Source organism: Acetobacter garciniae, assembly GCF_017377735.1.
Classification (GTDB): domain Bacteria; phylum Pseudomonadota; class Alphaproteobacteria; order Acetobacterales; family Acetobacteraceae; genus Acetobacter; species Acetobacter garciniae.
Map to the genome: position 1 here is coordinate 1 of NZ_JAFVMH010000008.1, position 13,649 is coordinate 13,649.

At 54.9% G+C, this 13,649-nt stretch carries 10 protein-coding genes, 3 pseudogenes and 1 other annotated feature; of the genes and pseudogenes, 7 read left to right on the forward strand and 6 right to left on the reverse strand.

Going from position 1 to position 13,649, the window contains the following annotated elements; translation table 11 throughout:
* A partial coding sequence (locus tag J2D77_RS13570; RefSeq protein WP_207846873.1) for an autotransporter-associated beta strand repeat-containing protein occupies positions 1–1,118 on the reverse strand: 1,118 nt, incomplete at its 3' end.
* A 335-nt stretch (positions 1,119–1,453) separates the two neighbouring features.
* On the opposite strand from J2D77_RS13570, the gene J2D77_RS13575 reads away from it, so the two are divergent.
* Together J2D77_RS13575 and J2D77_RS13580 are read left to right on the forward strand one after the other, a co-directional pair.
* A protein-coding gene (locus tag J2D77_RS13575) for an IS3 family transposase (protein WP_207846874.1) occupies positions 1,454–2,664 on the forward strand; the annotation gives its coding sequence in 2 pieces (ribosomal slippage) (positions 1,454–1,739 and positions 1,739–2,664; 1,212 coding nt in all).
* Positions 1,732–1,848: a sequence feature (AL1L pseudoknot), on the forward strand. It overlaps the preceding gene by 117 nt.
* Positions 2,665–2,706: 42 nt before the next feature.
* Positions 2,707–3,180, forward strand: a pseudogene (locus J2D77_RS13580) (LysR substrate-binding domain-containing protein); the annotation flags it as partial.
* Between the two features lie 106 nt (positions 3,181–3,286).
* On the opposite strand, the pseudogene J2D77_RS13585 reads toward J2D77_RS13580, so the two are convergent.
* Positions 3,287–3,685, reverse strand: a pseudogene (locus J2D77_RS13585) (transposase); the annotation flags it as partial.
* A 70-nt stretch (positions 3,686–3,755) separates the two neighbouring features.
* Here J2D77_RS13585 and J2D77_RS13590 point away from each other — a divergent pair.
* The 3 genes and pseudogenes from J2D77_RS13590 to J2D77_RS17540 form a co-directional block, all read left to right on the forward strand.
* Positions 3,756–4,142 (forward strand): annotated as a pseudogene (locus tag J2D77_RS13590) (transposase); the annotation flags it as partial.
* 182 nt (positions 4,143–4,324) lie between these two features.
* Entirely contained in the window at positions 4,325–5,713 is a 1,389-nt protein-coding gene (locus tag J2D77_RS13595) for a M20/M25/M40 family metallo-hydrolase (protein WP_207846961.1), read from the forward strand.
* A gap of 316 nt (positions 5,714–6,029) precedes the next feature.
* Positions 6,030–6,284 carry a hypothetical protein gene (locus tag J2D77_RS17540; protein ID WP_331000122.1) on the forward strand — a complete coding sequence of 85 codons (255 nt, stop codon included), beginning with the start codon at positions 6,030–6,032 and terminating at the stop codon, positions 6,282–6,284.
* 67 nt (positions 6,285–6,351) lie between these two features.
* Here the strand turns inward: J2D77_RS17540 and J2D77_RS13600 are convergent, their stop codons facing one another.
* The 3 genes from J2D77_RS13600 to J2D77_RS13610 all read right to left on the reverse strand — a co-directional run bounded on the left by J2D77_RS13600 (position 6,352) and on the right by J2D77_RS13610 (position 8,176).
* Complete coding sequence (locus J2D77_RS13600; RefSeq protein ID WP_230975820.1) at positions 6,352–7,455, reverse strand: hypothetical protein; 1,104 nt, start codon at positions 7,453–7,455, stop codon at positions 6,352–6,354.
* A gap of 68 nt (positions 7,456–7,523) precedes the next feature.
* Positions 7,524–7,913 (reverse strand): type II toxin-antitoxin system VapC family toxin, encoded by a 390-nt coding sequence (locus J2D77_RS13605; protein ID WP_207846876.1) that lies wholly within the window; start codon positions 7,911–7,913, stop codon positions 7,524–7,526.
* A gap of 8 nt (positions 7,914–7,921) precedes the next feature.
* Positions 7,922–8,176 (reverse strand): antitoxin, encoded by a 255-nt coding sequence (locus J2D77_RS13610; protein WP_207846877.1) that lies wholly within the window; start codon positions 8,174–8,176, stop codon positions 7,922–7,924.
* 535 nt (positions 8,177–8,711) lie between these two features.
* Between J2D77_RS13610 and J2D77_RS13615 the strand changes: the two genes are divergently transcribed.
* Positions 8,712–11,153 (forward strand): P-loop NTPase, encoded by a 2,442-nt coding sequence (locus J2D77_RS13615; RefSeq protein WP_207846878.1) that lies wholly within the window; start codon positions 8,712–8,714, stop codon positions 11,151–11,153.
* Positions 11,154–11,262: 109 nt separating this feature from the next.
* Here the strand turns inward: J2D77_RS13615 and J2D77_RS13620 are convergent, their stop codons facing one another.
* Positions 11,263–11,898, reverse strand: a complete 636-nt coding sequence (locus J2D77_RS13620) for a MarC family protein (RefSeq protein WP_207846879.1) — start codon at positions 11,896–11,898, stop codon at positions 11,263–11,265.
* A 163-nt stretch (positions 11,899–12,061) separates the two neighbouring features.
* Between J2D77_RS13620 and J2D77_RS13625 the strand changes: the two genes are divergently transcribed.
* The gene (locus J2D77_RS13625) at positions 12,062–13,504 is read left to right on the forward strand and encodes a site-specific integrase (RefSeq protein ID WP_207846880.1); all 1,443 of its coding nucleotides are present in this window, start codon (positions 12,062–12,064) and stop codon (positions 13,502–13,504) included.
* The last annotated feature ends 145 nt before the right edge of the window (positions 13,505–13,649 follow it).

Consider the following 13,649-nt stretch of genomic DNA (forward strand, 5'->3'; position numbering starts at 1 on the left):
ACCGTGTTGCTATGATCGACAACCAGGGAGCCGTTATCATGAATGGCCGAGGAGGCTGCGATCAAACCCGTGGTGCCACCATTGCCCAGTTGCAGCACGCCCTGCGCAATGGTGGTTGCCCCGGTATAGGTATTGTCCGCACTCAGAATCAGCGTACCCGCACCCGTTTTGTTTACGCTCCCCGTGCCATACATCTGACCGTAAAGGGTGGTTACGTAAGAATTTGTCTGGATGGTTGCGGTATTAACGACATTGATATTAACCGACGTAACAAGGTCTGACTGGATATCTTCCAGCGTGCCGTTATCGATCCTGAACAGATAACTGCCACCCATGCCTTCATCATCGACAATACTGTTGGCACCCCCAACAGACAGCGTACCACCGCTATCGATATTCAGTTCACCATATGTCCCTCCCTGCGACCCGAAAACAACCTGCGTGTTAACAATAGCCCTCGCGCCATCACTAATGGTATCCACGCCATCACCATCAGCATTGATGTAAAGCATGCCCGTTGTCAGGGTTGAGCCGGCTCCTGAGAGATTGATCGCAGCAGTGGTACCAGAGAAATTGGCACTAAGGGTTACGGTAGCCTTGGCCGTTGCTCCGTCAAGAATATTGATCGTGCCATCACCGTGGTTACCGGCCTGAAGAAAGCCGGATGATAGACTTGAACCCACGCCGGTTACTGTCAGTGTACCAATCGTGCCCGCGTCCAGACCAGCCACGATATTCCCCTTCGACGTGGTGGAAACAGTGCCGCCATTTGTGACTGTGATTGTGGAATGATCGGCAAGGCTTCCGTTGACGTAAATAAGTCCAACTTTATAGCTGCCTGTATTGTCGATTGTGGTAAGAAGAGAACCCCCATCGACAGTCAACGTTCCATAAATACCCACTGAATCAGAAAGAACTGTCGTGCCTTTAGCGATATATCCTGTTGCTCCTGCTGCTACACTATAGGGGTTTGTAGCCTGTGCATAAGCACGCGGGCTTTTTATCTCCATGGCAGAGAATACAGCAAACGTGACTATTTGAATTTCAAAAAACAGTACCGTTTTGGTTCTATTTTTTGACATAAAAAAAGAGCAAGCACGCCCTCTCCATGTGGTCATTTTTGACGCTCCATCTCGTATCCCGAAACCCTAATAAGGGAGAAATAAACCGACAAAACAAGACAAAAAAGCGACATTTACGTTTCATTAATACTTAAAGTAAGGATTTTTAATTAATAACCCGCTTCTTTTTATATTTTTATACACAAATTAATGAAGGGTCATTGATATTTTATTAGAGCCTGTTTGGAAAATCGGTCTGATGTGATTCAAGCTCTGGATGTGGACGCCAGAGCAGAGAGAGGGCTGCATGCTCTGGATTGTTACGCGGCGGCGTTAATTGAATTGCCCCGGGTTTTGTGGAGACAGAACGACCCGAGAGGTAAGAAGGATTCATGAGCAACAAATCGAAGCGTTTTCCGCCTGAATTTCGTGACCGTGCAGCCCGTATGGTTCTGGAGGAAGAGAAGAACCATCCATCACGCTGGTCCGCGGTGATGATGATAGCGCCAAAGCTGGATATTCATCCTGACACGCTGTCAAAATGGACCCGTCTGCATGAACGTGCCAATGCGCCTGCGGTAAGTGACCTGCCTGATCGGGAGAAGATCAGGCAACTGGAACGAGAGAACCGCGAATTGCGGCAGGCCAATGAAATCCTGCGCAAGGCGTCAGCATATTTTGCCCAGGCGGAACTCGACCGCCGGTTCAGGCCATGACACGCTTCATTGAGGAGCATCGGCAGACATATGGTGTCGGGTCAATCTGCAGGGTTCTGTCGATTGCACCATCTGCCTATTACGCTTATCGGGCGAGACAGAAAAAACCCTGTGTGTGCAGCCAGAAAGACAAAGAGCTATGTCATGAAATCCGCAGGGTCTGGAACGATAATTTCTGCGTCTACGGAGTGCGCAAGGTCTGGCATCAGCTCAGACGTGATGGTCTGGATGTCGCCCGCTGCACGGTAGAGCGGCTGATGCGCCGGATGGGACTGAAAGGCGTCATTCGTGGTAAGGGTGTCAGAACCACACGGCCCGTTCCGGCGCGGCCCTGTCCACAGGATCTGGTGCAGCGACAGTTTCATGCACCAGCACCTAACAGGCTCTGGGTTTCGGATTTTACTTACGTTTCCACCTGGCAGGGCTTTGTTTATGTGGCCTTCATCATTGACGTCTTTGCACGGGTTATTGTGGGCTGGCGCGTCTCCTCAACGGCTCATACCGACTTCGTACTGGATGCCCTTGAGCAGGCTCTGTGCCAGAGGCAGCCTGAGGGAAAAGTGACCCACCATTCCGACCGCGGCTGTCAATATGTATCCATTCGCTACACGCAAAGACTGGCTGAAGCGGGCCTTGTTGCTTCTGTCGGCAGTGTTGGGGATTCCTATGATAACGCTCTGGCGGAAACCATTAACGGACTTTACAAAACCGAACTCATCTATCGGCAGGGGCCATGGAAAAACAGGGAAACTGTTGAACTGGCAACACTGAAATGGGTCGACTGGTTCAATAATCGGCGGCTCCTGTCCTCCATTGGAAACATCCCGCCAGCAGAAGCCGAAGCACGCTTTTATGCACAACAGAAATCACATGCATTAGCCGCTTAAATCAGATAAAAAACGTCTCCACAAAACCCGGGGCAATTCAGTGCTACGGAACTGATGAAACCAGAGATCCGCCGCCAGACTATAGTTCGTGATCACATGCGGGGCCTGGTCCGTCAGGGACATCCGATACTGGCGAAGCCCGTTACACCCGAGGCTATGGTGCGATACGATTACATTAGTGTTTCGCGTCGCGGGCGAGGTCGTGGACCGATCGACTGGATTTTGCAGAGTCAATTCGGTCTGACGCGCGGCATCGCGATGATCGTCCCTAATTACCACTCAATGATAGAAAGCATGAAACATACTGATTTGATTCTGCCGCTCCCCGGGATAGTCATCGATCATATTTCACTGGACGCTCTTGGCCTGACCGCTTTCGAATTTCCTTTTGCTCTACCAAATGTCGAGGCTTTTCAAGCGTGGCACCCACGACGGGATATGGATCCAGTCCATCGCTGGCTTCGGGAGACGTTATTTCGTGTCGCTCGCCAGACGTTTGGAAAAGCCACGGCTTGATTGTGGCGATTAACGTAAGGAAAAAATAGCAAAGCGCTGGCCGTAAAATTGGAAGAACATTTTAACTCGAGCTCTGTCCGTGAAAATCCGCTAGAGCACGTCCACGTTATTCCGGTTCATAGCCTGCGGCGGTGAAGAAGTTGGCACATTCATCAGGAGTGAAAGCATCCAGGACTGATCCGGCGGCGTCCCATAGTGCTGTGACGGTTCTTGCTGCCTTGGCTCGCAAGAGGGCCCTGAACTTGGCGAACGCCATTTCGATCGGGTTGAAATCGGGACTATAGGGAGGTAGGAACATCATCTGTGCCCCGGCTCGTTCGATGGCCTTTCGCGCGCCCGGCATCTTATGAGCGGGCAAATTATCCAGCACGACGATATCGCCCGGGCTCAGCGTCGGCACGAGAACATGCTCGACATAGGCCTGAAAAATCTCGCCGTTCATGGCGCCCTCATGCACGAAGGGTGCGGTCATCCCCGTGAGGCGCAAGCCGGCGGTGAACGTGGAGGGTTCGAAGAACCCCTGGCTCTGAACTGTTGGCTGTGATTCCATCGTTGGTGTGATGGTGGGAGGATGTATGGTGAAGCAGCCCGGTTTCTTTGATGTTGAGGAGCGGCTGGCCCGTCTGAGCGGTCTTGGTGATCAACTTGAAGCCTTTTCCCGGGCTGTGGATTTTGAAGTCTTCCGCCCTGATCTGGAGCAGGCTCTGGCTTATTCAGACGGACGCAAGGGCGGGCGTCCGCCGTTTGATCCGGTGCTGATGTTCAAAATCCTGGTGATCCAGACGTTGAACAACCTGTCCGATGAGCGGACAGAATACCTGATCAACGACCGTCTCTCCTTCATGCGCTTTCTGGGGCTTGGGCTGTCGGATTGTGTGCCTGATGCCAAAACGGTCTGGCTGTTTCGTGAGCGTCTGATCCAGGCTGGTGCGATTGAAAGACTGTTTGAGCGGTTTGACGCGACCCACTTTTAGGTGTTCGATCCCTCCATATGGGTGGCCTCTACCAGAAATGACCCGAAGGGATTTCCTCCCAATATTTCCCGTCAAAGCAGCCGTATCGGAAGTTGAGGTGCATAGCTGGTGAGGGCAAAGGTTTTATGTCATTGTTTTTCAGAAATAATATTTTGAAAAGTATCCTGCCAATGTTCAAGGCCATGACACTGCTAGCCCTTACGGCTTTTCCTTCCATAGCATACGCTGATGTGGCGACACATCCGCAGGCCGAAGCGCAGGCATTGGCGCTTGCCGAAAAGGCGATTGCCTTGCGATCAGTCGCAGGGCCAGGAAATATGACGGCAGATGTCGCGCGGCTGTTTAGCAGAGCATTAGTTGACGGTGGTTATTCTAAAAAAGATATTCAGATCGTTCCGGCAAATAATACCGTTTACATGACAGCGACCTGGCATGGAACTGATCCCTCGCTCAAACCATTTGTAATTCTTGGCCATATGGATGTGGTAGAGGCAAAACCTGCCGACTGGCAACGCGATCCGTTTACCCCGGTAGTAGAACACGGTTACCTGTACGGCCGTGGAGCCACAGACATGAAGCTGGATGATACTCTGGCAATTGCCGCTCTCATTGAATTGCGGCGCGAAGGTTACATGCCGAAACGTACGATTATCCTTGCCTTCTCGGGCGATGAGGAAACAGACATGCGCACCGGCGCGGCCCTGGCAGATCAACTATCTGACGCGGGAATGGTACTGAATGTTGATGGCGCAGACGGTGTATTGAACGAAGAAACAGGCAGGCCGGAATATTTCTCGTGGGGTGCGGCAGAGAAGGCATACGCCGATTACGAACTGACCGTGACCAATCCGGGAGGTCATTCATCCCATCCCCGGGCGGACAATGCAATTTATGAACTGTCCGTTGCTTTGCTGCGTGTGCAGAAATACCAGTTTAAACCGGAAGAAAACGCTATTACGCATGCATATTTCGAAAATGCGGCAAAGCTGGAACCCGCCAAGCTGGGAGCCGCAATGACGGCGTTCGCCGCCGACACAACGGATCAAAAAGCGATCGAGACCTTATCGGCCGACCCGTCCATGGTAGGCAAGATTGGGACTACTTGTGTTGCCACGATGGTACGCGCAGGACATGCGTTGAACGCACTCCCGCAACGGGCAACTGCGAATATCAACTGCCGTATTTTCCCTGGTCACTCCAAATCTGACATTCAGACAGAACTGCAAAAAGTCGTTGCAGACCCCAATGTACAGATACGAGATGTGTCTGCTGGTTCAGTCTCTACCAATGCATCCCCGATGGACACAAGCTTTACTGCAGCAGTTACCAGGGCAGTGCATGGTGTTTATCCGGGTCTGCCCGTCATCCCATCCATGGGGGTGGGTGCGTCAGATAATATGTGGTTTCGCAATCATAATGTGCCGAGTTACAAAGCCAGCCCCCTGTTCATCAAGCCATCGGAAAATTTTATGCATGGTCTGAACGAGCGCACACCAGTCAGTGCTATCGCATCTGGTATGGATATTCTTTTATCCATCATTCCTGATCTGTCCAATTGACTTGAGGAGAGAGTGGAAAGGAAAAATAACCGTTTACAACCTACTGAACTGCCCCGGGCTTGCCGGAGAGTAAAACTCTCGGAGGATGAGCCTTATGGTGGAGAAGAAGACATCGCGTTATTCGCCTGCCAGCATTCTTGCCAGACGCTGTAAACGCCAGGGCGAAGGGTATCCCTTACACCCGCTATGCCCGGATGCTGCTGGAGACCGATGTCGCACAAGCGCGGTAACGCATATTCCAATCAGAACACAGGGGAGATCGGGCGATGTAGGTACGCTCGGAAATCACTCCGCGCGTCATGGAAGGAAATCTCCCATGTCTCGCACCTATCATCACAGCCGGAAACATGGCCGTGATCATCGCTGGGCCAGTCGTCCGGATCGCTGTGGGTATGGAGGCTCACGTGAAGCCTCTGAATCCCCTAACTGGTACAGCCATCTGCATGATATCCGCCCTGGCCGTCATCATGACAGGCATATTGCCCGTCTGATCATCAAGGGTCACCTCAATCCTGCCGAGGCGGTCTTTCCGTATACCGGAACCCGACGGCCACACGAATATTACTGGTGATCCTGAACGCGGGAATGAGTAATCGTTCCCGCGTGTTCCTCTCTACTAGGCAGTCTGGTTGGATCCTTCAAGCCTGGCTTCTACGACAAAGCAGATCGACTTCGGCCATAGCCGCCTCGAGTTCGGAATAGTCCGGCGTCCAACGCTCAAGCGGCTGAAAATTTTGCTCGACGCGACTGTCCTCAAAATCCTGGACGTCAGCCACATCTGAGGCCCGGGGCCTGCCGCGTTTCCGGCCGGGCATGGCCTTTGGCCGTGGCTGCACAGCCTCCCTGAGTGGAGCCATATCGCGTAACGCGAAAAGCCGCCGGGCCGACCGGTGCGTGACTTCCACGATCAGGCCGCGCTCCAGGAAGCGCTCGAGCAGCAGGCAGGCGGCCTTGATCGACATCGAAAGCCGGGCGGCCAGCGACGTCGCCGAAATCACCGGATGGGCGGCGATAACATCGATGGCGGCAGAGGCACGCGAATTCCGTCTCTGGTCGCCGGCCTGAAGACGCGCCTGATGCCAGGAAGCCTCCAGCGTTCGGGTCATGTCGCGGATGACCTCAGCCTCATCACCGATAGCTCTAAGCCAGCAGGGCACCCAGGTCCGGGCTGTCCAGGATGTTCCCGACCGGAAGGCCGCGGCCCCCGTCAGAGGAAGGGCCGTGCGCAGCAGCCCTTCCTCGCACCACAAACGCACAAGTGCGCCGCGCAACGGGGCCCGACCGTGTCCAGCCTCTATCCACTGACGGAAGGCCAGCGCACCGCCAAGCAACGGCCCCACGACTTGGGTGAAAGGCTTGATGGCATCCATCGCCTGAGCAATCGCCTCCCGTTGCAGGCCCGTGGGCCTGGCCAGCCATTGATACTGTTCGAACGTCGCATGGGCGGCGTCGACCTCATTGCCGCGCTCAAAAACGTCCTGGCCCCGGATCCGTGGCCGCAGCCCCTCAAGAACGGCGGCCAGATACCAGGGATCAACCAGAAAGCCATCGACGGCCGCACAGTTGCGGGCCGCCTCCAGGCGCGCCCGAAAGAGGATCACCTCGCGCAGAGGGTGCCGGTGAAGCCACTGGTCGAGTTGCCCGCAGAGCGTGGCGGTCCGGGTTAAAACCGCAGCCACATCGCCCAGGGCAGGCAGTCCACCTTTCAGGGGTGGCAAGACGCCAGACTGCGACGCCGTCATGAACGTTCAGTCTCGTTTTCCACACTCACCCCCTGATCGACAATTCTGGCAGCATGGCGCACCCTGCTTCATCCGGACCGGAAATTGCGCACGCTCAACCCCTTGACCGCCGCAAAGGCCTGGTCGCTAGTGACCAGAGTCAGCTTACAAGCCAAGGCATGGGCTGCGATCATCATGTCCAGTGCTCCGAGGGACAGGCCATGCCGCTCCTGGCTGACGCGCAGCTTCCCGTAACGCTGTGCGGTGTCCTGGTCCCAGGGAAGGACCTCCAGGCGAGACATCACCGCATGCGTCAGACGATGCAGCCGCGTGGCGTCCGGACGCCGGGCAAGCCCGTAAGCGACCTCGCCGGCCGTCACGGCCGAGACGCAGCATTGACGGGGATCAAGACGCTCGACATGCCGCAGAATCGTCTCGTCACCGCGCACGATGTCGCTGACCGTCTTCGTATCAAACATCCAGGCGTTCACCCTTCGAACCCCGCGAAAGGATCGGGTGCCGGTTGCCCCTGTTCCCGACCGGCCGGAAACAGTTCCGCTCCCCGACTACGCCGGATATCCGAGAAAACCGCGCCCCAGTCCCTGGGCCGGGCAGAGAGAATGACATCACCCGTTTCCGGATCGCGACGGATGCTGACCTCGGACGTATCGAACCGATAGGCTGCGGGCAGACGAACCGCCTGGCTGCGGCCAGTCATGAAAATCTTGGCAGTATCCGACATGGGACACTCCGGAATTAATAGGTATCATGATAGATATCATTTGTCAGGCCGAAGAGGCAAGGTCCGCAAGCTAGGGCGACTTTCTATTTACCTTAATGACACTTTAATTTCAAACAACGATAATTTCCATTTCTGCCCCCTTCCCCGCGTTTTACGTCCGATAATCTCCCTTGTCGGACGTAAAAAATCCAACCCGAAAGCCAATCGGCAAAATCCAGAATATGGGGATAATTGGCAGGACACCGGGCTTTCCGGGCCCTCGGTGTCCTTGCCGAACGCAAGACAAACGGTGCTGCACCCGCAGGCCAAAAAGCAATTAAATTGTGATGGCCACCCAGGTCATTGCTCGATGGCTGCGCACGCCCTCCTATCGGTCGATTATGGGCTTATTGAGAACCTCTAGAATCTGGCATTGGTTGCAACATACCTTGACCTCAAGCTGAATCGGGTAATGACGACCAGAACAGACTATCCATCACTAGTAGTTAAAATTTAGGCTCGCTAACCTACCTGCTCAGTTGAAAGGGGGGGGGCTATGCCGTTCAAGAACATTACCGGGAAACAGGAAGATGCCTTTGTTTCTTCACTTCGCGCCGGTCAATACAACCTTTTACTCGGGGCCGGCTTCAGCATGGATTCGAGGAATAAGAAAGGGATTTTACCAAGCGGAGATACACTTCTTGGCGAACTGGCCGATGCCACGTCTGCTCGAAAGAGCAGCCTACAGCGACTCTATCAATTGCTTACCCCGCCCCTGGTGCAGAAGCTAATCACCAATAGGTTCGTTGATGCCCAACCCGGCCCTACGGCCAAGCTGATGGCATCCTTTGTATGGAGACGGGTATTCACTTGGAATGTCGATGACGTAATCGAGAATGTCTACGACAACGAACAAGCGCTTCAGCGCGCTATCCCGAAGCATTTCAACGATGTTTATACCGACCCACTAAACCTTGAGGAGCTCTTCGTCATTCATTTGCATGGTTTCGTAGGCCAACCCGAGAAAGGCTATGTATTCTCGCGGGACCAGTACGTCAATCAGACCACCAAGATAAACCCGTGGATGACAGTACTGACGCAGCGCATGCTGTCGGAGCCTATGATCATCGCGGGCAGCACTTTAGACGAACCCGATCTTGACTACTACCTTGCGCTGCGTACCGGTGAAAGCGCCCGAGACGATCGGGGCCCTTCAATCTTAGTGGAAGTAGACGACCCTATAGCCACCATGTTGTGCGAGCGTCATGGTCTTCTGCACTTCGTGGGGTATTCGAACGACTTCTTTGAATACTGCAAATCGGTAATCCCCAACCCGCCGACCCCCGCCGAGTTGATTCCGCTGGCAACGCGTCAGCTCCTCCCCGTCGGTGTTAGCAAGTCGACGGCGATGTCCTTCAATGCCGATTTTGAACTGGTCCCCGGGGTAACTAAGCCTTCCACCAACTCGCGCTTCATGTACGGCCACGTCCCGAACTGGGGCGATCTCGAAGCAAACCGGGACATAGCCCGACCTCTAGTATCTGATGTCATCGTGGATATCGAGAAACGTTTAGCGGACCCTATACATTGTGCTCGGGTGCTAATCCTTTCGGAAATTTCTGGCGCAGGCAAGTCGACTGTCCTACGTCGCGTTGCCTTCGAACTGGCGAAGCACGGCATCAAGACGCTTATGTGCTCCGCGTTGAGCCGCATAGCTAACACGACTGCAGATGTCATCGATTTGGTCGACGGTCCAGTAGTTGTCGTGATCGACAATCTTGCCGAGCAAGTCACAGCGTTGCCGGATCTGCTCGACCGCCTGGAGAAACCTGACGTTATCTTCGTCTGCGCCGAGCGCTCCTATCGAATGAATTACATCAAACAGGTGCTCGCGGGACACAAGTTCGATTTCATCGGTCAGTTGCCAATGTCGATACCACAGGCCCGTCGCTTAATAGAGCGCTATGCCGATGCTGGGGCGATTGGCGACCATACGGTTGTCAAACGGAAAGACGAATTTGCTCGCCGAGTCCAGGACGACCCTATCGCGCTGGCATGCTGCCGCATCCTGAATGATTTTCGCCCTCTTGACCGTATCGTAGACAGCATGACAGCGGATGCCTCTAAGCCGGCACTGGAACGGTACTTAGCAGCTTCTCTGGCTCAGCACTGCTTCTACGGCGGAATCCGCTATGAGATTCTGATTGCGGCTTTTGGGGCCGTTGGAGCGACGGCCCAGTTCGAGGTCAACTATCCCTTGCCGCTCGACTACTACGACGACGCACGCCAGTTCGTCATTCCGGAAAACGCGATCCTATCGGATAAGATTTTGGTGCGCTACAGTACTCGCGATCCCGATCTTACCCTGTCGACTTTCATAAAGCTCGCCAACGAACTGGCTCCATGGGTCAATCGAGAGACGATCATCGCAAGAGCGCCCGAGCCGAGATTGTCAGGCCGCCTTTTCGATTTCGATTCGGTCGTCAGCAAATTCCTCGGCCATGATGCTGAAAAATTTTACGAGCATGTGAAACCGGCATGGGAGTGGAACTCGCGCTACTGGGAGCAAGTCGCTCTGCTAAACCTCGCCAGATACCAGACCTCAAGCGATCATAAGACGGCCATGGAGTATCTGGATGATGCTGTTACGCGTGCCCGGCACGCCGTCGCGGTTGAGCATCATCCGTTTCCTTTAACCACTTTAGGCAAGGTTCTGCTTAGTGAAATGTTGGCTCGCGACGTGAACAGAAAGATGTCGTTCGATGAGGCCTTCGAGCGGTTGTCCGAGGCCATAAGTATCGAAGAGCGCAGACATCGTGTCGCGGCCCAGCCATACAGCTTAATCTTCAATGGAGTGATCAACTATCTTCAAGCTGGCGGCGACCTTACACACCAGCAGCGTGGCCGGCTCAACGACATTATGGCAAAGGCTGAGTCCAAATTGGCGTCCGAGTTGGAAATACATCAATTGGCGGCGAATGTCAGGCTGGCGCTGTAATGAATTGCCTATGCTCGCAGCATCCGGTTTCGGTGTAAGATAACAATGGCAACTTTCCCTACGAACTCCCCCGAAAGTTGCCAGCCAACTTGCAGGAGCCTGGCGGCAGTCACTGGGCCAGGCCTGGGAGGAGTGCCCTCAACCCAGCGATGACCATACCAACAGAAATAGCCAGCAGGATCATCCCCATCAGGCGGGTCGTGATCGTGCGCATTGTCTCACTCAGCACCTTGCCGATCGCCGCGGCAAAAAACAGGGTGATGAAAAGGACAGATAGTATCCCGAGAATAATGCCACCGATTTCGACCGTCTCCATCAGTGAGCTTCGATGGCCGGCATAAATGATGATGGTCGCTATCGTGCCAGGACCGATCACCAGCGGAAATGTCAAAGGATAAAACGCAAGCCCCGAGAGGTTCTGCAATTGCGCCTGCTCCTGGTTGCTTCCCTGATGTGAGGCAATTGTGCTGCCGTTGAGCATCGAGCATGAAATCTGGGCCAGGACGAGGCCGCCAGCGACCCGAAACTGGTCAATCGTGATACCAAAGAAGCCTATGATCTTTTGCCCGGCCAGCAGAATGACCAGACACATGATCCCAGAATACGCAGTAACCTTGAGTGCGAGGGCCCGCTGCTGCGTATCCGTAAACCCTGCTGTCATCGCAAGAAAAACTGGCAGGCTTAGAAACGGGTTCATGATCGCGATGAAAGTGCCTAATGCCTTGACTAATTCCGTATGATCCAATGCTCAGTATCTTTCATGCGTGACACAGCTATTGTAGAAAATGACATAGGCAAGCAGCCGCGACCATATGGTCGTGTGAGAATTTCTGTCATCGCTTAAAGCGGATCTGGTAAAGTTCTTCTAGTAACCACAACACTTCGATCTCCGGGAACAAGGCCCATACATGCTGGACGATGTTGTTCTCCATGGTCGCAAGGATCGCGCCTTCGCGCAGTTGCTCGATCGGTGCGATCGAACGACGTTTCATCGTCTCAGTCAGAATGGATCGGATCCCGAAACCCTGCGCCAGGTCCTGTCGACAGCGCAGTTCTCCCCAGGACTTCCTCTCAGAATTTTGGGTCTGCGGCTGGCCGGCTCAAAAGCCGAGGACCTGGTCGCGGCAACAGATGTCCCCTTCCCTGCCCGCGCTCGCGCGCTTGCCGCAGAACACTTCGGATGCGCGCCAGACGCTTCGGAACTCGTGATTTCCCTGCACCTGTCGTCCACACCTTATTTCCTGGCCCAGATCGAGATTGTTTTTGCGCCAGTCGCGGCTGGAGATGCGCCCCCCCTCCCCTCCCCCGTCGGTCAGGCGCCCCGAACAATCGTCCGCTGGTTCGACACGACCTTGGGCACGCTAGTTCCCGAGCGTGACGGATCTCTGGAAACTGCACGCGACGCGGCTTCCGCCTATGCGCTCAATGCGAAAGCTCCCAATACCCGTAAGGCCTACCGGGCTGGCGTGCGGGCGTGGTGCGCCTGGGCAGAAAAACATGCCCTGCCCTGCCTGCCTGCGCGCGCCGCAGATGTTGCCGCCTTTCTGGCGGATGAGCGCGGACGCGGCATGACACCTGGCACCCTGGAGCTGCGCAGGGCCTCTCTCACATATCTTCACCGCCTCGCTGGCTGTCCGGTGCCGACTGCCGATGCCGCGGTTGGCGAAACAATGGCGGGAATTCGCAAAACTGCGGCCCGGGAAGGTTTCACCCCGCGGCGGAAAGCCCCCGCCACCCTCGACATTCTGCGCCAGATCATCGCTTCAGTCGACATCACAACGCTGGCTGGCCTCCGGGACCGGGCATTGCTTCTGATGGGATTTTACGGAGCCTTCAGGCGTTCGGAACTTGCATCGCTTGACGTCAGGCACGTCAGCCTGACCGGCAAAGGCCTTCTCATCACTCTGCCACACTCGAAAGGAGACCGGGCGGATCACGGTGTAGACGTTGCCCTCCCCCACACCCATAATGAACTGTGCCCGGTTAAGGCGTACGCTGCGTGGATGACCATCTCGGAAATCAGCGCTGGTGCGGTCTTCCGACGCGTTCGCAAGGAGAAAGGACAGCGCCCCTCCCCTGCCCTGTCCCCACTAGGCAGCGAAGCTCTGACCGACCGCTCGATCGCAAGAATCATCCAGGCACGGGCCGCCGCTATCGGACTTGATGGCTCAAGTTTTGGGGGGCACAGCCTGAAGCGCGGCGCCCTTACGACCGGGATGCAAGCCGGTGCGCATCCGGTGAAACTCAAGCGGCTGGCGCGACATTCATCTTATGCGGCACTGGGTGATTATCTCGAACTGGGTGATCCATTCGACGAGCATGCCCTAATCCCACCTGCTTCGGGCAAGTAGCCCCTATCAGAAACTAATGCAGAGTATCGCTGCCGTTGAACGTTTAGGATGGTTTTTAATTATTTTTGAGTGTTTTCCCTTGCATTATGCGTACGTTGAACGCTAACGAGAGTTGTTTCAAGTTTTCTCGTTCAACGGAGCGCCC